This is a genomic window from Clostridium sp. ZBS15 (assembly GCF_023845705.1).
Taxonomy (GTDB): domain Bacteria; phylum Bacillota; class Clostridia; order Clostridiales; family Clostridiaceae; genus Clostridium; species Clostridium aquiflavi.
This window is the reverse complement of sequence record NZ_JAMQHY010000037.1, coordinates 34930-56868: the sequence shown is the minus strand read 5'-3', so window position 1 is coordinate 56868 and position 21939 is coordinate 34930. Positions and strand designations below refer to the sequence as shown.

Here is a 21939-nt window from a genome sequence, read left to right as displayed (position 1 = left end):
ATAATAACCTAGTTAAATTAGATGTATACTATTTTAGGAGGAATTAATAAGATGGAAGCTAAAGTTGAAAAGATAGAAACAAATGTGGTTAAATTAGAAATAAAAGTTGAAGCAGAAAAATTTGATGCCGCATTAACTAAAGCATATAATAAAAACAAAGGTAGATACAATGTGCCAGGATTCAGAAAAGGAAAAGTTCCAATGGCAATACTAAAGAAAATGTATGGCATTGAAATTTTTTATGATGATGCTGTTAATATAGCTATAGATGAAAGTTATAATGAAGCATTAAAGGCTGAAGATATCAGACCAGTTGATTATCCAAAGGTTGATATTGTTGAAATTGGAGAAGGTAAAGAACTTGTTTATACAGCAACAGTTACTACATATCCTGAAGTAGAAGTAGGAGAATATAAAGGTTTAGATATTAAAAAACCTTCATATGAAGTATCTGAAGAAGAAGTTGAAAAACAAGTAAAAGAAATGCAATCTAAAAATGCAAGAATTGAAACTAAAGAAGAAGGAACAGTAGCTGATGGAAACATAGCTATAATCGACTTCAAAGGATTCGTAGATGGTGAAGCATTTGAAGGTGGAGAAGGTACTGATTACCCATTAGAAATAGGATCAGGTACATTTATTGATAACTTTGAACAACAATTAATAGGTTTATCTATAGGAGATAAGAAAGAAGTTAATGTTACTTTCCCTGAAAACTATGGTAAAGAAGAATTAAATGCTAAGCCAGCAATGTTTGAAGTAACAGTAAAAGGAATCAAAGTTAAAGAATTACCAGAATTAGATGATGAATTTGCTAAGGAAGTATCTGAATTTGATACATTCGTAGAATTAAAAGAAAATATAAAGAAAAGATTAGAAGAATCTAATGATGCAAGAGCTGAAAGAGAATTTGAAGAAGCTGTTATAACTTCAATAATTGAAACTTCAAAAATAGATCTTCCAGAAGTAATGTTAACAAAAGAAATAGATTCTATGATGAAGGATCTTGAATCAAGATTACAATATCAAGGATTAAGCTTAGATCAATACATGGAATTCACTGGAAATACAATTGAAAAAATGAGAGAATTCATGAAAGAAAATGCTGAAAGAAAAGTTAAAGCTGACATAATTCTTGAAGCAATAGCTAAAGCTGAAGATGTAAAAGCAACTGATGAACAATTAAATGAAAAAGCATTAGAGTTAGGTAGAATGTATGGACCTAAGGATCCTAAAAAGATGGCTAACATTTTATTAAAAGCTCAAAAAGGTATGATTGAAAAAGATATAATTATAGAAAATACTCTTAAATTAATAAAAGAATCTTGTAAATAATAGATATTATACAATTTTATAGTTTGAAAAATAATTGCCAGAAGTATTTCTGGCAATTATTTCAAATTTAAGATTAACATTTTGGGTATTTTTTTATATAATTTATATAAGAATCAATTTCAAATGTTGTTATATGAAAAAGGAGGGAATTATATGAGTTTAGTTCCAATGGTTGTAGAACAAACAAGTAGAGGAGAACGTTCTTACGATATATTTTCTAGATTGTTAAAAGAAAGAATAATTATGTTAAGTGGTGAAGTAAATGATGATTCTTCTAATTTAATAGTTTCACAATTATTATTTTTAGAAAGTGAAGACCCAGATAAGGATATATCTATATATATAAATAGTCCTGGAGGTTCAATAACTGCTGGTATGGCTATATACGATACTATGCAATATATAAAGCCAGATGTTTCTACTATATGTGTAGGTATGGCTGCTTCTATGGGAGCATTTTTATTATCAAGTGGTGCTAAAGGCAAAAGATTTGCTTTACCAAATGCAGAAATAATGATTCATCAACCACTTGGTGGATTTCAAGGTCAAGCAACAGATATTCAAATACATGCTAATAGAATATTAAAAATTAAAGAATCTTTAAATAAGATTTTAAGTGAAAATACAAATCAACCTTTAGAAGTAATTGAAGCAGATGTTGAAAGAGATAACTTTATGACAGCAGATGAAGCTAAGACATATGGTTTAATAGATAAAGTAATAACTAAGAACGAAACTGGAAAAGATAAATAAGAGTGTAATTTATTTAATTGTACTAAGTGAGGTGAATATATGGCTAAATATGATGAAAAGAAACAGTTGAAGTGTTCATTTTGTGGTAAAACTCAAGACCAAGTAAAAAGATTAATAGCAGGTCCAGGAGTATACATTTGTGATGAATGTATAGATTTATGTTCAGAAATCATAGCAGATGAATTTGAAGAAACTGTGGAATTTGATACCAAAAGTGTACCTAAACCTAATGAAATAAAACAATATTTAGATTCTTATGTAATTGGTCAAGAAAGAGCTAAAAAGTCATTATCAGTAGCTGTTTACAATCATTACAAAAGAATTAATACTAATAAGCAAGATTCAGATGTAGAATTGTCAAAGAGTAACATTCTATTGTTAGGACCAACAGGTTCTGGTAAAACGTTACTTGCTCAAACACTTGCTAAAGTTTTAAATGTTCCATTTGCAATAGCTGATGCTACAACATTAACAGAAGCTGGATATGTTGGAGAAGATGTTGAAAATATTCTTCTTAAATTAATACAAAATGCTGATTATGATGTTGAAAGAGCAGAAAGAGGAATTATCTATATAGATGAAATAGATAAAATTGCAAGAAAATCTGAAAATCCTTCAATAACTAGAGATGTATCTGGCGAAGGTGTTCAACAAGCATTGCTAAAGATATTAGAAGGAACAGTTGCTTCAGTACCACCTCAAGGTGGAAGAAAGCATCCACATCAAGAATTTATTCAAATAAATACATCTAACATATTATTTATTTGTGGTGGTGCTTTTGATGGCGTTGATAAAATAATAGAAAATAGAACAAGAAAAAGTTCTATGGGATTTGGTGCTGAAATTCAAGGTAAACATGAAAAGGACATTGGTAAACTTCTAAAAGAAATAATGCCAGGAGATTTACTTAAGTTTGGATTAATCCCTGAATTTGTTGGAAGACTTCCAATATTAGTCACTTTAGAATCATTAGATAAAGATGCTTTAATAAACATCTTAACTAAACCGAAAAATGCTCTTGTAAAACAATACAAGAAGCTATTTGAATTAGATGATGTTGAACTTGAGTTTAACAATGAAGCACTAACATCTATTGCAGAAGAAGCTATAGATAGAAAGACTGGTGCAAGAGGGTTAAGAGCCATCATTGAAGAAATGATGACGGAGATAATGTATGAAATACCTTCGGATGAACAAATAACGAAAGTTACTATAACTGAAGAATGTATTAAGGACAAAGAAAATCCTCAAGTAGAAAGATTACCGGAAGGTAAAACAAGGGGAACTTTAGCATCAAATAGAGTTAAAAAAGATATTGAATCAGCTTAATCTTAATACTGATATCTATTTAGATATCAGTATTTTTGTTCTTATATAGATATTTGAAAATCAATTAGTATTGACGTAATAAAAAAATGAATTTATCATACAAGTATATTGCAGAATTTAATTATAAAAACGAAATATTAACAGCAAAAGCTAGAAAAACTTTTGATAATAATTTATAATAATAATATTTAAGATTAGTTGTAACAAGTTTATAATTTAGACTAATCCTAAATTATGTATATTTATTGAAATATACACTTAATATGTGTATACTAAATGAAGTAATTAAGATGGAGGGGCGTTTGAATGACACAAAATTTATATACACTTCCGCTGATACCTTTAAGAGGATTAACTATTTTTCCAAATATAGTAGCACATTTTGATGTTGGAAGAAAAAGATCAGTAGCAGCAGTTGAAGAAGCTATGTTAAATAATGAAGAAATTTTTCTCGTTACTCAAAAAGATCCTGAAATAGAGGATCCAGAGAGAGCAGATATATATGATATAGGAACACTTTGTAAAATAAAGCAAATTCTTAAAATGTCTGACAATACAATTAGAGTACTAGTTGAAGGTGTAAAAAGAGGAAAAATAGTTGAATATGTGGCAAATGATAATGAATATATTGAAGGTTCTATAGAAATTATAGAACAGGAAATAGAGGTTAATGAAGAATTAGAAGCTTATATAAAACTTTTAGACGAAGAGTTTATTGATCTGCTGAAGCTATCGGATGATAACTATGCAGATATTATAAGATCAACAGAACCTTTAGAGGATCCTAGTGGGTTTGTTGACATAATAGCATCTTACTCTGTTACTGAAGATGACGTAAAGCAAGAAGTATTAGAAACAATAGATATTAAGAAAAGAATAGAGCTAGTATTAACTAGAGTTAAAATAGAAACAGATATATTAAAAATTCAAAATAAGCTTTCAAAAAAAGTTAAAAAACATATTGATGAAGAACAAAAGCAATTTTACCTTAGAGAGCAATTAAAAGCAATTCAAGAAGAATTAGGAATGGAAGATGAAGAAAAGAAAGAAATAGATAAGTACGAAACTTTACTTAATAAAACAAAACTTCCCAAGCAAGTTAAAGACAAGGCTCAGTATGAATTAAGTAGACTTAAAAGTACTTCTTCATCTTCTTCAGAAGGAAATTTGATAAAGTCATATTTAGATTGGGTATTTAACATACCTTGGAACAAGCAAACTAAGGAAAATATAGACATAATAAAAGCTAGAGAAGTATTAAACAATGAACATTATGGATTAGAAGATGTTAAAGATAGAATTATAGAATATCTAGCAGTAAAACAAATAAGTAAAAATTCTAAAGGACCTATTTTATGTTTAGTTGGTCCTCCTGGAGTAGGAAAAACTTCAATAGCTAAATCAATAGCACATTCTACTAATAGAAAATATTCAAGAATATCTCTTGGCGGAATGAAAGATGAAGCTGAAATTAGAGGTCATAGAAAAACCTATGTTGGAGCTATACCAGGAAGAATAGCTTATGCATTAAAAGAAGCTAAAACTATGAATCCTTTAATATTATTTGATGAAATTGATAAAATTAGTTCAAGTTATAAGGGAGAACCCTCTGATGCGCTTTTAGAAGTATTAGATAGTGAACAAAATAAGACTTTTAGAGATAATTATTTAGAACTTGATATGGATTTATCAAAAGTAATGTTTATAGCGACAGCTAATTCTTTAGAAACTATACCAAGAGCTTTATTAGACAGAATGGAAATAATAGAGGTATCTGGATACACTTATGAGGAAAAATTCAATATAGCTAAAAATCACTTAATACTAAAAGTGCTTGAGGAAATGGGAATTAATTCTGATAAGGTAGAACTTAAAGATGAGGCAATTAATGAAATAATAGAAGGATATACTAGAGAATCAGGAGTTCGTGGACTTACAAGAAATTTAAATTCTATTATAAGAAAAGCTTTAGCAGAAATGTTAAGTGAAGATCTATCAAAGATTACAATTGATAAAATCAAGGTACAAAAGCTTTTAGGTAAAAGAAAGTATGAATTTGATAAGATAGATAAAGAAGATAAAATCGGTGTAGTTACAGGTATGGCATGGACAGCATATGGTGGAGATACATTACCGGTAGAAGTAATGGCTATGAAGGGAAGCGGAAAGCTAGAACTTACAGGAAAATTAGGTGATGTAATGAAAGAATCTGCAAAAGCTGCTTATAGTTATGTTAGAGCGAACGCAGATAAATTTCAAATAGAAGAAAACTTCTATAAAAATAAAGATATTCATATACATGCACCAGAAGGTGCAGTTCCTAAAGATGGACCGTCTGCTGGAGTAACAATGGTTACAGCGTTAGTGTCAGCTTTATCAGGTAAGAAAGTTAAGCATAATATTGCAATGACAGGGGAAGTAACTTTAACTGGTAGAGTACTTCCTATAGGAGGATTAAAGGAAAAATCATTAGCAGCATTTAGAGCTGGTATAGATACTATAATAATTCCAAAAGAAAATGAGAAAGATATAGAAAAGATACCGAATTCAATAAAAAATAAATTAAATATCATTCCTGTAAGTCAAGTGAATGAGGTATTAAAAAATGCGCTAATTGGAGAGGATACTAATGAGAATTAAACAATCAGAATTTATTATTTCAGCCGTAAAACCACATCAATACCCAATTGATAGTAGAAATGAAGTTGCTTTTGTTGGAAGATCTAATGTTGGAAAAAGTTCTTTAATAAATTCTTTAACTAATAGAAAAAAATTAGCTAAAGTAAGTGGAACACCAGGAAAGACAAGACTTATAAATTTCTTTTTAATAAATAATGACTTTTATTTAGTTGATTTACCTGGATATGGATATGCCAAAGTATCAAAAAGTGAAAAAGACACTTGGGGAAAGACTATAGAGACGTATTTATCTCATAGAGAAGAATTAAAAAGAATAGTATGTCTTGTAGATTCAAGACATAAGCCAACTGGTGATGATCTAATGATGTATGAGTGGGCTAAGCATTTTGGATATGATGTAGTTGTAGTTGCAACTAAAAGTGATAAACTTAAAAATTCAGAGTTCAAAAAAAGTGAAAAACTAATAAGAGATACATTAAATTTAACAAAAGATGATAAATTATATTTTTATTCATCTTTAAATAAAAAAGGAACAGAAGAGTTAATTGACAAGCTTTTTTTAGAGTTTGCTACAGATATTGATTAAATATACTCTAATAACGTATTTATATTGAAAACTAGCGTTTAAATTTAATAAATAAAAGAGTTAAAACTCCATCAAAATTAATTTTTTGATGGAGTTTTATTTTATTTTAAAAATAGTGTCAAATTAAATATGAGCGAATAGTATATAGTATCAAGAATAAAAAATTTCCAAGGAGGAATATATATGGAGATGAATGATATCCTAAATGGCTTAAATTCATGTGATGATAATTGTTGTGATTCAGATACTAGCAATAATTGTTGTTGTGGAAATAACATCGGAGGAAATCCAGGATTCAACCCAGGTTGTGGAAATGGTGGATTTGGTACCGGCTGTGGATTAGGTAGCTGGATTTGGATTTTATTAATATTATTCTATTGTGGCTGTGGTAGTAATGGCTTCTTAGGCGGTGGAAATAATAGTTATATGAATAATAATTGCTGTGCATGCAATGATGATTGTTGTTGTTGTTGTTGTTGTTGTGGACGTCCAATGAAAGAGTGCTGCTGCAGCAATAACAATTGCTGTTGTAACAACAAAGGAAATGCAACTGGCAGTGGATTATTAGGAAACTGTAGTGCATATCTATTCTTATTAGTAATTCTATTCCTTTGTAATGGATGGGGTGGAAATAATGCAGGATGCGGTGGTGCTGGAATAAGCCCATTTACATCAGGTTTAGGTAATTTTACTGGCAATTGTTGTTGCTAGAATTCTGAATTTTTAGGAAGGAGAGATATATATGTCTAAAAAGAAGAATAAATGTTGCTGTGAAAAGAAAATGAATGATTGCTGTTGTACACCTTGCTGCACAAACAATAATACTGGATCTGGCTTCTTAGGTGGAGGATGTGGTGTTGCACCAATTATATTCTTATTAATAGCATGTGGATCAGGATTACTAAATTGTAATTCATCATATTTAATTATCTTACTATTTATATTATTTGGTGGATGTTTCTTCAATTCAGGATATAACAATTCAGGAAATGTTTGCTGCTGCTAGATAGTGGATGGAGGGCTTAATTTTAAGCCCTCCAAAAAAATGCGTAAAAGTATAAACATATTTACTGTATTATACATATATTAAATTAGGAGAATTATAATTGGAGGAATTTTGATGGCTAAACATAAACGTAAGGAAAAACAGCCAGTTGATAATAATATGGGAAGCAATAATTTTAGAAACAATAATGTCAATCCATTTGGAATAGATCCAGCTCAATTAATGGGAATGTTAGGAGGAAATTTTGATATAAATAGTCTTTTAGCATCTATGAATATAGATGGCTTAAATTTAGCTAATTTAGCACCATTAGCAAATATGGCAGGAATAAATTTAGGTAATTTCGGAAATGCAAATCAAAGAAACATGAATATGAACAATATGAGCAATATGAACATGAATAACATGAATCCTATGAATGGAAATAATAACATAAATACAATGAATGATATTACAAGTGACTTTATGAATACATCAAATGATATTATGAATGATTTTACAGATAAATCAAATGACATAAATATTCAAGAAAAAAATATAAGTGAGAAGAAAAATAAAAGATCAAATTCTCATCATAAAAAAGAAATTGAAGAAGAAGATAGTAATTTAGAAATGTTAATATCTTTAAGGGGGTTTGTTCATCCAGAAAAAGTTAATTTTATAGATAAGATAATAGATTTGTATAAAAATGGTGCATTTAAAGATATTTAAAATACTATGTATAACAAATGGAATTGTTGTTAATAATATTACTGTAACGGAGAATATATTCTCCAAAAGCTTAATAAAAAATACCTTTTTATTAAGCACCCCCCCATCCCCCTTTTAGGCCGCATTAGCGGCCTTTTTATTTAATCCTTTTTATTGAAATGATTTTAAAATTAGAGTCCTCTATTGTAGAATCTAGATAAAAAATAACTTCATTTTTATCTCCCTCTTCTCCCTTTAATTTATTTTTTTCAAAAGTTAATCTCCATTTTAAAGATGTAGCATTACTATAAGAATCCCAATTGTAATCATAAAAGAATGCATCTTGAAAAGAATATGAATGATTCTCCTTATCTAAATTCCATAAAGTAGCTAAATCGTTACTATCTATTTTAGGGGAAAATATATCAGGTAAATCATCTAATTCATAAGGTGTTTCTATTAATTTGATGAAATTAGTTATGTTGTTTAGTGACGGAATAGTAGAAGCATCGTTTGTTGTATCTAATACTTCATTATTTATTATCATAAAACTACTTGAAGATGAATTTCCTTTGGATGCTGACAATGAAAAACATTGAGGCGTTTTATTATTTTTAGAGTCTAATATGCCAAATATATTTTTATCACTTGAATATAGATTTTGAAATTCACCATCTTTCCAAGAAAATATATAACATATGCTTTTATTTTCTTTTACACCTTGTAGAATTATTTCTGGATTTACATCTCTAGAAAGATCATATAAATAAATTTTGGGTGACCAATGGTTATTTAAAGAAAAAAGTACATTGTCATTAATTTTAGTAGATAGATAAGTGTTATTACTATTATGAGAAATGTTTAAATCAACAGTATTATCTTTTTTAATAAATTCTATATGTTCATTTTGACCATCACAAGTCAAATCGATATCTATGTTTTTAGTTGAATCTATAGGAGCAATGGTTTGTAAATTATTACTTTTGTTTATAATAATAGTAGTAGATATAATTATTACAACTATTAAAGCTAGAATAAATTTTTTTTTGATTATTAATAATTTCATTATGTATCACCTCAATTAAATTATATGTACATAATATTTTTTTAATTCTAACTTTATAAAAAATATACCCATTTTTAATAATCTAAGATTATAAAAATGGGTATATTTATAATTTATTTTTTTATTATTTTAAATGTTGACAATCTTTACAGTATCCATAAAAATAAACTCTATTATAACAAACTGTAAACTTAGAGTGATCTTCTGCTAATTGATTAATATAATCCAAGTTTAAATCTTCAAAGTCATCAATTCTTCCACAAGTTAAACATTGTATATGTGGGTGTGAATTAGGATTTCTATCATATCTGAAATTTCCTTCCCCAACATTAATTTCTTGGATAAGTCCTACATCTACTAAAGTTTTTAGTGTTTTATATACAGTAGCTAAACTCATGGTTGGATATTGCTCATGAATAGCTTTATATATAATTTCGGCAGATGGGTGTGATGCAGTGCCTAATAAATAATTATATACAGCTAATCTTTGTGGTGTCAATTTAAGCTTTTTTTCTTTGAAAATTAAAGCTATTTCGTTAATTGTAAACACCTCCGTTTATTGTAATATATTAAAAGTATATAATAATAATAATTAAAAGTCAATTATTATTATTACTTAATAATGAAATAGGTAGTAATAATTATTAAATAATAAGAAATATACGGAAAATATTCATAAAAAATATTATATTATTAATATTTTGTAAATTACCTATTGTATACTTTATCAAATTCTGTTAAAATATAAATAGGACAAGTTGTTAATTTATTAACAATCTATTTTAAAAATTATATTATTATAGAGGAGGAGTACGATATGGCAAAATATAAAGTTGGAGACGAATTAATAATAGTTACTGATCCTAATAAAGAGATGGAAAAATTAAAAGAGTTAACTTGTTTAAAGATAGATGGGGACTTTGCACAAATAGCATGGGGCGTAAAAATTGTAGATGTAGAATATAATAAGCCTAATGTAACTTTAACATATATAAATTTTAAAGGTGAAAGAAATAAAGTATTTGCAATATGCAAAGATATAGCAAATTTTGATAACGAAAAGGTATTAGAAAAAGCATTATTAAAAGCTTTCCAAAATGAAATAATAAATATAGCAGTTGATAAAAATAGCTAGTGTTTATAGAAGTAACTATATATGAACACAATTTTATTATAAGTGAAAAAAATTAATTTATTACATGTAGAAATTTTCTAACATAAAGTAAATTAATGTTTTTTCACTTTTTTGTTTTATTATATATAATATGTGATATAATAAGAAAAATTAAATAATAAAAAATAATATATATTTGTTAATTAATTAACGTTATATACAAAAACTACTTATAATTAAGCAGCTCATGTATAAGGAGGAAAAAGTTATGGGAAAATATAAAGTTGGAGAAGAATTAATAATAATTACAGATCCAAGTAAAGAAGTAAAAAAGATAAAAGAACTAAATCAATTAAATATAAAAGATGATTTTGCTCAGATATCTTGGGGGATAAAAGTTATAGATGTAGAGTATGATAAACCAAATGTAACTTTAACTTATATGAATTTCAAAGGTGAGACTAATAAGGTATTTGCAGTATGCAAAGATATAGAAAACTTTGATAACCAAAAGGTATTAGAAAAGGCATTGTTGAAAGCATTCCAAAATGAAATCATAAATATAACAGTAAATAAAAATAATTAGAAGTTTAAGCTATACTATTAATTTTTAATAGTATAGCTTTATTTTTTTATAGAAGAAATAGAGAGTTTTTAATTTGAAAAAATTACATTATGTTTAGATAAAGGTTATATAAATGTTAATTTTATATAGCTTTGAACATTAAGATATTTTTATAAATAGAAATAAAAAAAGAAAAATATTATAAAAATATGTAAAAATGCTAAAAAACTTTATTTTTGTTATATTTTATAATATAATGAGTCTGATGGAAACAATTTCTTACAAAAAAAGGGTGTGAGTTTATGGGTAAGTGTCCATTTTGGTCAAGTTCTAAGGAGTATCATGAATGTTATGATTCATGTCCAATGTTAACAAGTGATATTGAAGATGATGGACAATGTATTTTTAAAGAATACTTATCAGTAAATAGAATAAATTTCAAAGATATAATAAAAGAAGAATATAGCTTTTTAAAAAAATCTATTTATAATGATGAAAGTAACTATTAGTTAGCATAAAAAATATCCTATATTTAAAGTTAAAAATATAGGATATTTTTTTGATTGTGCCTAATAATTGGATCTGTTTTAAATACATCAACATTATGCTAAAACAGAGCATAATGATTAATCTTGAGTTTCATATGATTTAGTATATTTATGAAGAAGTGATTGCTTTAATGCCCATAGATTTTCAGATAAATCTACATAGTAAGTATGTGGATTTTCAAATCTAAGAACTTCAGACCATAATTTATTTGTTTCATTTTTAGCAAAATCTCTAATTGCAAGCACACTAGGTGATTCATAAATACAATTACCACTATCAAATAACTGAACTTGAAGCTCTTTAGCATAGTAATTTTTTAATTTTTTTCTCTTCCAAGTATGAACGGGATCAAATATAGTCAATGTTTTACTTTCATCCACTTGTTCATTCTTTAAAGCTATTAGGTCAGCTAAAGCTTTATGAGAAGATTTATCAAAAATTCTAATTACTTTTTTAAAACCAGGATTGGTTATTTTTTCATCATTTTCACTGATTTTAATTTTAGGTACTAGTTCATTATCGTTTTCTATAGCTACTAATTTATAAACACCACCAAATACAGGCTCTGATTTTGCAGTTATTAATCTTTCACCTACACCAAATGAATCTATACAAGCGCCTTGCTCTAGTACATCTCTAATTATATGTTCGTCTAGTGAGTTTGAGATTACTATTTTACAATCATCATATCCAGCTTCATCTAGCATTTGTCTACAACGCTTAGTTAAATAGGTTATATCACCAGAATCTATTCTAATACCCGTAGGTCTTTTTCCCAGTGGTTTTAATATTTCATCAAAAACTTTTATTGCATTAGGGATACCAGATTTTATAACATTATAAGTATCTATTAATAATAAGCAATTATCTGGATAAAGTTCAGCCCATGATTTAAATGCTTCATATTCATTGTCAAATAGTTGTACCCAGCTATGAGCCATTGTACCTACAGCAGGAATATTAAACATTTTATCTGAAATAGTACATGCTGTTGAATCACATCCACCTATCATTGCAGCTCTAGCACCATAAATAGCACCATCATATCCTTGAGCTCTTCTAGAACCAAACTCCATTACAGAACGATTGCCAGCAGCTCTACAAATCCTGTTAGCTTTTGTTGCTATTAAGGTTTGATGGTTTATAGTTAAAAGTATCATTGTTTCTACAAGTTGTGCTTGGATTACAGGACCTTTTACTGTTACTAATGGCTCATTTGGAAATACTGGATTTCCTTCTGGAATAGCCCAAACATCACAACTAAATTTAAAATCTCTTAAATATTTAAGAAAATCTTCTGAAAAAATATTTTTATTTTTTAAATACATAATGTCTTCATCAGTAAATTTTAAATTATTTAAGTATTCTATTAATTGTTCAACTCCAGCCATGATACAATAACCACCGCCATCAGGAACTCTTCTAAAGAACATATCAAAATATGCAATTTTATTTTGAAGATTTTTATTGAAATAACCATTTCCCATAGTCAATTCATAAAAATCTACTAACATTGTAAGATTTCTCTCGTATCTAACATTAAATTTATTTTCCATGAATAGTCTCCTTTAAGTAAAGTTCACAATACTATAATTAAGTTATCTACCTATAGTTTGTGAAAGTATCTATAAAAGTATATAATAAAATTATTGTACATCTATAATATAATTATTACAATATAGTTATTTATTGCGTTATTATATAATAATTCAAGAATTAAGTAAGGAAAGAGGAAGTTAATGTATAATCTGGATATATATCAAAATGAAGCAGTGATAACTAAGGATAAAAATGCATTAATTATTGCAGCTCCTGGATCTGGAAAAACTACTGTAATAATTAACAGAATATATTATTTAGTTAATAAACTAAAAGTTAGTAATGGACGTATAATAGTAATTACATTTACTAAAGCAGCAGCTAAAAACATGAAAGAAAGATATGAAAATAGATTTAAACAAAATATATCACCATTCTTTGGCACATTTCATGGACTCTTTTACAAAATTCTTTTAAGAACAGGGAAAAGTATAGATATAATAGATGGAAGTATTGTAAACAAGCTTATAAATAAAGTGTTAACAAAGTATTTTGATGACATTAATGAAGATAAAATTAAAGAAGTTTTAAATAATATATCATTATATAAAACTTCAAGAATAAGACTGAGTGATTTCAAACCATCTGTATCTAGAGAAATATTTGAAGATGCTTTAGAATGTTATGAATATTATAAAAAAGAGCATGGAAAAATAGATTTTGACGATTTAGCCATAGAAGCGTTAGAATTACTTGAAAATAATGAAAAGGCATTAAGTTATTATAGAAAATTATTTAAATATATTCTAGTTGATGAATTTCAAGATTGTGATGAGTTACAAATTGAATTTTTAAAATTAATAAATTATGGTGAAGATAATTCTTTATTTGCTGTTGGAGATGAAGATCAGTGTATTTATTCATTTAGAGGGTCTAGACCAATGTATATGGTTACTTTTGATGAGATATTTAAAGATAGTAAAAAACATTATTTATCAATTAATTATAGAAGTAAAGATAATATAGTTGAAAAGTCTAAGGCATTAATAAAGTTTAATAAAGAAAGAAATAATAAAAAAATATTATCTAATAAAAAAGAAAATGGAATAATCAAATTCTATACTCCTTATAACGAAAAGTCTCAAGGGGATATTTTAGTAGATTTAATTAAAAATGAAAAAAAATATAATATAGAATATGAAGAAAATGCTGTTCTTTATAGAACTAATATGGAAGCTATGAGTGTTATAGATGCATTTACTAAAAATCATATTCCATTTAAATTATTAGATAGACAATATAATTTTTTTGAACATTTTATATGTAAAGATTTGATAGCTTATTTAAAATTTGTTGTAAACCCCTTTGATAAAGAGAGTTTTCTAAAGATTATAAATAAACCATTTAGATATATAAGTAAGCACAATATAGATTATGTGAGAAAGTATACTATACAGGAAAATTTGATTGATATATTAATAAACAAAGATGATACTCCACCATTTCAAAGAAAGAAGCTGGATGAATTAAAGAAAGACTTTAATTATTTAAATAAAGTTTCTTTAGGTTCTGCAATTTCATATATAGTTATGGATCTAGAATATATAGATTATTTGAAATCTTATTGCGAAAGATTTAGTCAGAACTTAGATGATTTAGAAGAAGTAATTGAAGAATTCAAATTATCCGCAGAAGGATTTAAAAATATATTTGATTTTTTAGTTCACATTGAAAATGTAAGTAATGAAATAGAAGAAAGTAAAAATAAAAATCAAAGAGAAGGAGTAATACTTAGTACAATTCATGGCGTAAAGGGCATGGAATTTAAAAATGTATATCTTATAAATTGTAATGAAGATACTATTCCACATTCCTCTAGCAAAGAAGAAAACATAGAAGAAGAAAGAAGACTTTTTTATGTTGGAATAACAAGAACAATAGATAATCTTTATTTATTTGCACCAAGGAATAGAAGAGGACAATTTAAGGAAATATCTAGATTTATAGGTGAATCAGGATTTGATAAACTGCCTAAGGATACTTATGGATATAAAATAGGTGATGATATAATGCAAAAGACTTATGGCTTAGGTAAAATAGAATCAATTGAAGATGATAAAGTTACTATAAATTTTAAAGATGGAATTATTAGAAGTTTTTCTTTAAAGGTATTAGCAGAAAATAATTTAATACAAAAGATTGTTTAATAGTTTTGTAAATAAAATATTGTTTTTATATGCCTCTGCTTTCTTGCTAAAGTAAAAAAATGTTAAAGAATAATAGAATAAATTATTTGTAATAAAGAGTTATATATTTAGTTAATATTATTTTAAAGGATTTTATATTAATTTATAGAATATATACTTTTAGATAAATATTTATGATTTATGCATTATATTAAGAGATAAGGTGATTTCGTTATGAATATTAAATTATGGATTGTTATATTAATTTTAGCAGCAGTTATACTCATTGCAGTTGGTAAAATAATAAATCCAAAAGAAGAAAGAGAAAAATATAAGAAAAATAAAAATTAAATAAGCGTAAGAATGGAGTTTTAATACTTCATTTTTATGCTTATTTTTATGCAAAAAAATAATAATATTTTGTATAATTTTATTTTATTATAACTTTTATGAAATATATAGTATAATTATTTGGATAATAAAGAAATTGTGAGAATTATGATTAATTGAATGTGATTAGATTATAATATATAATTTATAGTATATTTAAGAGGAATAATTACTAAATTTGTACGATAAAGGTTGTGTTTAGATGGAGTTAAAAAATTTTAATCCTAAAGATATAATTTTTTCATTAGATATAGGAACAAGATCTATAATAGGAACTGTAGGGATAATAAGAGATAAAAAATTTGAAGTAGTATGTGAAGAATATATGGAACATGAAGAAAGAGCCATGGTAGATGGTCAAATTCATGATATTAATTTAGTTGCTTCTGTGGTTGAAAAAGTGAAAAGAGTATTAGAAGAGAAAATAGAAATTACACTTACAGAAGTATCCATAGCAGCTGCTGGGAGATTTTTAAGAACTGTAAATTCAAGGGCAGAAATAGAAATAGATGAAGATCAAGAAATTGATAAGGAAATTGTAAGGAGTTTAGAACTTAGTGTTGTTAAAAATGCAGAAGAAGAAATAGATAATAGTGCTGATGGAAAATTATATTGTGTTGGTTATTCTGTTAAAAGCTTTTATTTAAATGGCTTTGTTATATCTAATTTAATAGGACATAAGGGGAAAACTATTGAAGCAGAAGTAATAGCAACATTTTTACCGAGATCTGTCATTGATTCTCTTTATTCTGTAATGAATAAGGTAAATTTAAAAGTAACTAATTTAACATTAGAACCTATTGCAGCAATAGAAGCTGCTATACCTAAAAATTTAAGGTTATTAAATATTGCTCTTATAGATGTTGGTGCGGGAACATCAGATATAGCAATAAGTAATAAAGAAACAATATCTGCATATGGTATGGTACCCATGGCTGGAGATGAAGTTACTGAAATAATAGCACAAGAGTATTTAGTTGATTTTAATACAGCAGAATTTATAAAAAAGTCTGTAAATGAATCTAAAGAAATTGTTTATACTGATGTGTTAGGCCTTGAAAATACAATTTTATCATCAAATATTATTAAACTAATTGATCCATCAGTAAAAAAGATATCAGAAGAGATTTCAAGTAAGATTTTAGAATTAAATGGTGGAAAGTCTCCAAGTGCTGTATTTTTAGTTGGTGGAGGGGCACATACACCTAGACTATTAGAATGTATAAGTGTGAATTTAAATTTACCACCTCAAAGAATTGCAATTAAAGATAGAAATGCTATTACAGAATGCATATCTGATAATTCCTTGGGATCAGCAGGGGTTACAGTACTAGGAATAGGACTTATAGCATTAAGAAATTTAGGTACAGATTTTATTGATGTTATATTAAATGATACACCTGTTAGTTTATTTAATTCTCATAAGCATACAGTTATGGATGTATTACTTCAAGCGGGAATTAATCCCTCATTACTTATAGCTAAAAATGGAAAGAGTATAAGATTTAAATATAATGGACGTAAAAGAATTGTATTTGGAGAATATGGAACTAGTGCTAAGATATTTATAAATGGAAATGAATCTGCATTAGAAACAGAAGTTAAGGCTAATGATAATATAGAAGTACAATATGCTAAGAATGGTAATAATGCGAGTCCTAAAGTACGTGATTATATTGAAAATATAAATTCTATAACTATTTATATTAATGATGAACTTATAAATTTGGAACCTATAATAACAATAAATAATAAAATAGAAGATATACATTATGAATTGAAAAATAGTGATGAACTTAGAGTATTTATACCAAATAAAGTCTCTGAAATAAAAGAATATGTTTTAAATAATGATGAAATAAGCTTGTTCAAAGATGATGTTTTGTTATATGAGGAATACGAAGCTCAAGATGGAGAAAGACTTATAAAAAAAGATAGTTCATTAGTTGAAACACAAATAGAGAATGATAAACTAGAAGATATTGAACCAATAAACGATAGCAATGAAGAACTTAAAAAAGAAAACGAAGAGTCTAAGTTAAATGAAGATTATGAATTAAGTACTGATGATAATTTAAATAATGATGTAGATAAAGATAAATTTCAGGAAAAATTTAATGAAATAAAAGTTATTGTAAATAATAAAGAGATAGTATTAAAAGGCAAAAATGAATATGTTTTTGTTGATATTTTTGACTATATAGATTTTGATTTAACAATTTCAAAGGGCACAATAAATTCTAAAGTTAATGGGGAAAATTCATCATATACAGCTAGAATAGTTGAGGGCGATGTTATAGAAGTTTATTGGTCATAATATCTAGAAGGGAAGTATGTGTTTATGATAGATTTTAAAAAAGAGGCTAATGATATAAAAGACAAATTGATATCAATAAGACGAGATATACATGAGCATCCAGAAGTTGGTTTTGAAGAACATAGAACTTCTGACCTTATAAAAGACTTTTTAAAAACAGAAGGCATTGAATATATAGAGGTATCAAAAACTGGAGTTTGTGGAATTATAAAAGGAGAAAAAGTAGGCAGCAATAAGACTATAGCAATAAGAGGAGACATGGATGCACTTCCTATTCAAGATATGAAATCTTGTGAGTATAGCTCAAAAGTAAGTGGGAAAATGCATGCATGTGGACATGATGCACATACAACAATACTTTTAGGAGTAGCCCAAATATTAAATAAATACAAAAGTGAATTTAGTGGAAATGTGAAATTATTATTTGAACCTGCTGAAGAAACTGTTGGTGGAGCTCAATATATGATACAAGATGGAGTACTAGAAAATCCAAGGGTTGATTATGTGTTGGGTCTTCATGTTGATGAAAATGTAAGTATTGGAAATATAGAAGTTAAAAAAGGCGTTGTTAATGCTGCATCTAATCCATTTAAAATAAAAATTACAGGTCAAGGGGGACATGGAGCTGCACCACATACAACAATTGATCCTATTGTTGTAGCTAGTCATATAGTAGTTGCACTTCAAAGTATAGTTAGTAGAGAAATATCGCCTGTAAATCCATCAGTAATTACTATTGGAACAATAAATGGGGGGACAGCTCAAAATATTATTCCAGGGGAAGTTACATTAAGCGGAATAATTAGAACGATGACAAAAGAAGACAGAATATTTGCAAGCGAAAGATTAAAAGAAATTGTTAATGGAATTGCTGTGTCTTCAAGAGCAAAAGCAGAAATAGAGATAGAAGAAAGCTATCCTTGTCTATACAATGATGATTATATGGTAGAATTGTTAAAGAGTTCTGCAAGTAATATATTAAAAAATGAAAATGTAGTTGAACAAAAAGCACCTCATATGGGAGTTGAAAGTTTTGCATATTTTGCAATGGAAAGACCAGGAGCATTTTATTTTCTAGGGTCAGGAAATAAACAAAAGAAAACCACTGAACCTGCACATAGTAATCTTTTTAATATAGATGAAGATTGCATACCACTTGGTGTAGCAATTCAGTGTTTAACAGCATTTAATTATTTAACAAAGTAACCAAAAGAAAAATTATAGGAGTGATAATATTTGAAAATCGAAATAGGAGCTAATGAAGCCGGTCAAAGATTAGATAAATTTTTAAGAAAGTTATTAAAGGACGTTCCACTAAGTGCAATATTTAAAGCTTTAAGAAAAAAAGATATAAGAGTTAACGGTAAAAAACAAAGTGAAAAGTATTTCTTAGAAGAAGGAGATATTGTTGAAATAAAATATATAAAGAGTAATCCGGAAAAGAAAGAAAAATTTATTCAAGTAAATTTTAGTGGAATGAAAACAGCATATGAAGATGAAAATTTATTAGTCGTTGAAAAATGGCCAGGTATTTTAGTACATCCTGATAAAGATGAAAAAGAACCTACATTAACAGATTATGTACTTTCATATTTAAAAGAAAAAGGATCATACGTTCCAGAAAATGAAATTACATTTACACCTGCACCATGTAACAGATTAGATAGAAACACATCTGGTTTGGTTATGTTTGGAAAAACATTTGAGGGATTAAAATCTATTAATGAAACAATAAGAGAAGATAGAGTAAGAAAATATTATGTAGCTTTAGTTAAGGGAAAGGTAAAAGATGGATTATATACAGGATATATATTAAAGAATCAAGATACAAATATATCTAAGGTATATGAAAAAGAAGTACCAGATTCTAAAAAAATAGCAATGGAAGTTACTACAACACAAACTAATGGTGCATATTCATTACTTGAAATTAATTTAATTACAGGAAGAAGCCATCAAATAAGAGCTCATTTATCACATTTAGGAAGTCCTATAATTGGTGATGACAAATATGGAGATAGAAAATTAAATTCATTCTTCAAAAACAAGTATGGATTAGAATATCAATATTTATATGCATATAAATTAGTTTTTAAAGAAATGAAAGGTAAAGTAGCTTATTTAACAAATAAAACTGTAGTTAATGCTTTACCTCCGATATTAAAGAAGATAAAGAGTGATGTATTTAAATTTTCACTTAGATAGGGGTTTAATATGAAAGAAGAATCATCTACTAAAGGCTTTGTAATTCTTTCAGCAGCAGGACTTTTAGCTAAACTGATGTCTGTATTTTATGTTCCGTTATTAAGAAGAACAATAGGTCTTGAAGGCCTTGGAATATACCAAATGTGTTATGAAGTATTCATATTTGCATATGCAGTAACTACTTTAGGAGCTCAGCCAGCAATTGCAAAAGTTGTAGCTGAGCTTACAGCTATGAAAAATAAAAGAGATGCAATTAAGGCACTAAAGATATCTACAATACTTTATGCTGGCGTTGGAGGTATAATAAGTATACTTATCATGATATTATCTACGCCTATAGCAAATGCAATAGGAACACCACAAGCGGCATATGGTCTGCTATTTTTAGCTCCAAGTATTTTTGTGACTTCTATATTGTCAGCATATAGGGGGTACTTTCAAGGTAAAAATAATATGACAGCAATAGCTGTATCTCAAGTATTAGAACAAATAATAAATGTTGGAGTGAGTTTAGCATTTGCTTATGTTTTAGTAAAAATAAGCATTCCTTATGGTAGCGCTGGTGGAACAGTAGGTACTACATTAGGTGCAATAATAGCGTGCCTTTATATGATATATGTATATTATAAGAAAAATTATGAAGGGGAAGCCTTTGGTGCAGAGTCACCTGTTAAAAGGGTAAGCAATAAGAGAATAGTTAGGAAATTAGTCAAATACGGAGTACCAATCACATTAAGTGCTGGATTACAAAACTTGGGTAGCTTAATTGATATGGTAAATGTAAAAAATAGATTAGCTTATGCTGGTTTTTTAGAAAAACAAGCTAATGAGCTTTACGGAATACTTGGAACGTACAAAACATTACTTTCTGTTCCGTTAGTAATAGTTACAGCACTAGCAACAACAGTATTACCTGCAATTGTAAGTGCAGTAGCTATAAAAGATAAAAAAGAGATTAGAAGAAAAGTAAATTTTGCATTTAGAATAACTTATGCAGTAACAATACCAGCAGCTGTAGGACTTGCCGTTTTAAGTAAAGAAATTTATTTATTATTATATGGCTCAGAACAAGGGTTTGAATTAATGATATATGGTTCTGTTGTTGTAATATTAATGGCCGTTGTACAAATTCAAAATGTTATATTGCAAAGTATGAATAAGCTTTACTTTGTTTTAGGAACATTTATGATAGGTATAGTAGCTAAAATAGTTACAAATTACATATTGGTTGGAATGCCAGAGATCAATGTATTAGGTGCTGTTTTTGGTAATTTTCTATGGTTTGCAATACCTTTTATATTAAATCAACGAAAACTTAGCAAAACATTAAAAATGAGATTACCAATATTTAAGCATACTTTAAAACCTATTCTTTCTTCAATAGGAATGGTTGCAGGCATATACTTAATTAAAGAACCTTTTGGAGTATTACTCATATTGTTAGATGCTGGAGGAATAGCACAAGGATTAGTAACAATGCTTATGATTTCAGTAGGTGGATTTGCATACTTGTACTTGATGATAATATTAGGCGGCATCAGAAAAAATGATATTACGTCATTCTCTCAAAAAGCATATAATATCTTGCCAAGATTTTTGAGAGTAAAATTAAAATAATTGGCTATGTTTTAGTAGAGCGTTGATATATACATAAGCAAAGTGGACTGAG

The 21939-nt window shown here is 27.3% G+C and carries 19 protein-coding genes; 16 read left to right on the top strand and 3 right to left on the bottom strand.

Features of this window, described 5'->3' with window-relative positions:
* The first annotated feature begins 51 nt into the window (after positions 1-51).
* From tig to NG904_RS11675, 8 genes are all read left to right on the top strand, one after another.
* Positions 52-1335, top strand: coding sequence for a trigger factor (tig, locus tag NG904_RS11710; protein ID WP_252231737.1), 1284 nt, complete (start codon positions 52-54; stop codon positions 1333-1335).
* A 153-nt stretch (positions 1336-1488) separates the two neighbouring features.
* Positions 1489-2088 carry an ATP-dependent Clp endopeptidase proteolytic subunit ClpP gene (gene clpP / locus NG904_RS11705; RefSeq protein ID WP_252231736.1) on the top strand — a complete coding sequence of 200 codons (600 nt, stop codon included), beginning with the start codon at positions 1489-1491 and terminating at the stop codon, positions 2086-2088.
* Between the two features lie 39 nt (positions 2089-2127).
* Positions 2128-3417, top strand: coding sequence for an ATP-dependent Clp protease ATP-binding subunit ClpX (gene clpX, locus NG904_RS11700; protein WP_252231735.1), 1290 nt, complete (start codon positions 2128-2130; stop codon positions 3415-3417).
* A 306-nt stretch (positions 3418-3723) separates the two neighbouring features.
* Positions 3724-6057 carry an endopeptidase La gene (lon, locus tag NG904_RS11695; protein WP_252231734.1) on the top strand — a complete coding sequence of 778 codons (2334 nt, stop codon included), beginning with the start codon at positions 3724-3726 and terminating at the stop codon, positions 6055-6057.
* On the top strand, positions 6047-6643 hold the full coding sequence (gene yihA / locus NG904_RS11690; protein ID WP_252231733.1) for a ribosome biogenesis GTP-binding protein YihA/YsxC: 597 nt from the start codon (positions 6047-6049) through the stop codon (positions 6641-6643). Before lon ends, yihA begins: the two co-directional genes overlap by 11 nt.
* Positions 6644-6826: 183 nt before the next feature.
* Positions 6827-7354 carry a hypothetical protein gene (locus tag NG904_RS11685; protein WP_252225428.1) on the top strand — a complete coding sequence of 176 codons (528 nt, stop codon included), beginning with the start codon at positions 6827-6829 and terminating at the stop codon, positions 7352-7354.
* 31 nt (positions 7355-7385) lie between these two features.
* Positions 7386-7649 (top strand): hypothetical protein, encoded by a 264-nt coding sequence (locus tag NG904_RS11680; RefSeq protein ID WP_205449878.1) that lies wholly within the window; start codon positions 7386-7388, stop codon positions 7647-7649.
* A 114-nt stretch (positions 7650-7763) separates the two neighbouring features.
* Positions 7764-8360 (top strand): hypothetical protein, encoded by a 597-nt coding sequence (locus tag NG904_RS11675; protein ID WP_205449877.1) that lies wholly within the window; start codon positions 7764-7766, stop codon positions 8358-8360.
* A 136-nt stretch (positions 8361-8496) separates the two neighbouring features.
* Here NG904_RS11675 and NG904_RS11670 read toward each other — a convergent pair whose 3' ends face one another.
* Positions 8497-9405, bottom strand: a complete 909-nt coding sequence (locus NG904_RS11670; RefSeq protein WP_252231732.1) for a hypothetical protein — start codon at positions 9403-9405, stop codon at positions 8497-8499.
* Positions 9406-9529: 124 nt separating this feature from the next.
* Complete coding sequence (gene perR, locus NG904_RS11665) at positions 9530-9946, bottom strand: transcriptional regulator PerR (RefSeq protein ID WP_205449880.1); 417 nt, start codon at positions 9944-9946, stop codon at positions 9530-9532.
* Between the two features lie 276 nt (positions 9947-10222).
* Here perR and NG904_RS11660 point away from each other — a divergent pair, with 276 nt between their 5' ends.
* The 3 genes from NG904_RS11660 (at position 10223) to NG904_RS11650 (ending at position 11593) form a co-directional block, all read left to right on the top strand.
* Positions 10223-10540, top strand: a complete 318-nt coding sequence (locus tag NG904_RS11660) for a hypothetical protein (protein ID WP_252213754.1) — start codon at positions 10223-10225, stop codon at positions 10538-10540.
* Positions 10541-10787: 247 nt separating this feature from the next.
* The gene (locus NG904_RS11655; protein ID WP_252225422.1) at positions 10788-11105 is read left to right on the top strand and encodes a hypothetical protein; all 318 of its coding nucleotides are present in this window, start codon (positions 10788-10790) and stop codon (positions 11103-11105) included.
* A gap of 281 nt (positions 11106-11386) precedes the next feature.
* A complete protein-coding gene (locus tag NG904_RS11650) occupies positions 11387-11593 on the top strand; it encodes a hypothetical protein (RefSeq protein ID WP_252213750.1) in 207 nt (68 codons plus the stop codon).
* A gap of 117 nt (positions 11594-11710) precedes the next feature.
* Here NG904_RS11650 and NG904_RS11645 read toward each other — a convergent pair whose 3' ends face one another.
* On the bottom strand, positions 11711-13189 hold the full coding sequence (locus NG904_RS11645; RefSeq protein ID WP_252213748.1) for a nicotinate phosphoribosyltransferase: 1479 nt from the start codon (positions 13187-13189) through the stop codon (positions 11711-11713).
* 183 nt (positions 13190-13372) lie between these two features.
* On the opposite strand from NG904_RS11645, the gene NG904_RS11640 reads away from it, so the two are divergent.
* From NG904_RS11640 to NG904_RS11620, 5 genes are all read left to right on the top strand, one after another.
* A complete protein-coding gene (locus tag NG904_RS11640) occupies positions 13373-15379 on the top strand; it encodes an ATP-dependent helicase (protein WP_252213746.1) in 2007 nt (668 codons plus the stop codon).
* A gap of 571 nt (positions 15380-15950) precedes the next feature.
* The gene (locus NG904_RS11635) at positions 15951-18065 is read left to right on the top strand and encodes a cell division protein FtsA (RefSeq protein ID WP_252231731.1); all 2115 of its coding nucleotides are present in this window, start codon (positions 15951-15953) and stop codon (positions 18063-18065) included.
* Positions 18066-18089: 24 nt separating this feature from the next.
* The gene (locus NG904_RS11630; protein WP_252231730.1) at positions 18090-19271 is read left to right on the top strand and encodes a M20 metallopeptidase family protein; all 1182 of its coding nucleotides are present in this window, start codon (positions 18090-18092) and stop codon (positions 19269-19271) included.
* A gap of 30 nt (positions 19272-19301) precedes the next feature.
* Positions 19302-20270, top strand: a complete 969-nt coding sequence (locus tag NG904_RS11625) for an RluA family pseudouridine synthase (RefSeq protein ID WP_252225416.1) — start codon at positions 19302-19304, stop codon at positions 20268-20270.
* A gap of 9 nt (positions 20271-20279) precedes the next feature.
* Positions 20280-21887, top strand: a complete 1608-nt coding sequence (locus NG904_RS11620; RefSeq protein ID WP_252231729.1) for a putative polysaccharide biosynthesis protein — start codon at positions 20280-20282, stop codon at positions 21885-21887.
* The last annotated feature ends 52 nt before the right edge of the window (positions 21888-21939 follow it).

What these genes read in the sequence shown, in the direction of transcription:
- tig (WP_252231737.1), top strand. Translation starts at nt 52, where the DNA reads ATGGAAGCTAAAGTTGAAAAGATAGAAACAAATGTGGTTAAATTAGAA.
- clpP (WP_252231736.1), top strand. Translation starts at nt 1,489, where the DNA reads ATGAGTTTAGTTCCAATGGTTGTAGAACAAACAAGTAGAGGAGAACGT.
- clpX (WP_252231735.1), top strand. Translation starts at nt 2,128, where the DNA reads ATGGCTAAATATGATGAAAAGAAACAGTTGAAGTGTTCATTTTGTGGT.
- lon (WP_252231734.1), top strand. Translation starts at nt 3,724, where the DNA reads ATGACACAAAATTTATATACACTTCCGCTGATACCTTTAAGAGGATTA.
- yihA (WP_252231733.1), top strand. Translation starts at nt 6,047, where the DNA reads ATGAGAATTAAACAATCAGAATTTATTATTTCAGCCGTAAAACCACAT.
- NG904_RS11685 (WP_252225428.1), top strand. Translation starts at nt 6,827, where the DNA reads ATGGAGATGAATGATATCCTAAATGGCTTAAATTCATGTGATGATAAT.
- NG904_RS11680 (WP_205449878.1), top strand. Translation starts at nt 7,386, where the DNA reads ATGTCTAAAAAGAAGAATAAATGTTGCTGTGAAAAGAAAATGAATGAT.
- NG904_RS11675 (WP_205449877.1), top strand. Translation starts at nt 7,764, where the DNA reads ATGGCTAAACATAAACGTAAGGAAAAACAGCCAGTTGATAATAATATG.
- NG904_RS11670 (WP_252231732.1), bottom strand. Translation starts at nt 9,405, where the DNA reads ATGAAATTATTAATAATCAAAAAAAAATTTATTCTAGCTTTAATAGTT.
- NG904_RS11660 (WP_252213754.1), top strand. Translation starts at nt 10,223, where the DNA reads ATGGCAAAATATAAAGTTGGAGACGAATTAATAATAGTTACTGATCCT.
- NG904_RS11655 (WP_252225422.1), top strand. Translation starts at nt 10,788, where the DNA reads ATGGGAAAATATAAAGTTGGAGAAGAATTAATAATAATTACAGATCCA.
- NG904_RS11650 (WP_252213750.1), top strand. Translation starts at nt 11,387, where the DNA reads ATGGGTAAGTGTCCATTTTGGTCAAGTTCTAAGGAGTATCATGAATGT.
- NG904_RS11645 (WP_252213748.1), bottom strand. Translation starts at nt 13,189, where the DNA reads ATGGAAAATAAATTTAATGTTAGATACGAGAGAAATCTTACAATGTTA.
- NG904_RS11640 (WP_252213746.1), top strand. Translation starts at nt 13,373, where the DNA reads ATGTATAATCTGGATATATATCAAAATGAAGCAGTGATAACTAAGGAT.
- NG904_RS11635 (WP_252231731.1), top strand. Translation starts at nt 15,951, where the DNA reads ATGGAGTTAAAAAATTTTAATCCTAAAGATATAATTTTTTCATTAGAT.
- NG904_RS11630 (WP_252231730.1), top strand. Translation starts at nt 18,090, where the DNA reads ATGATAGATTTTAAAAAAGAGGCTAATGATATAAAAGACAAATTGATA.
- NG904_RS11620 (WP_252231729.1), top strand. Translation starts at nt 20,280, where the DNA reads ATGAAAGAAGAATCATCTACTAAAGGCTTTGTAATTCTTTCAGCAGCA.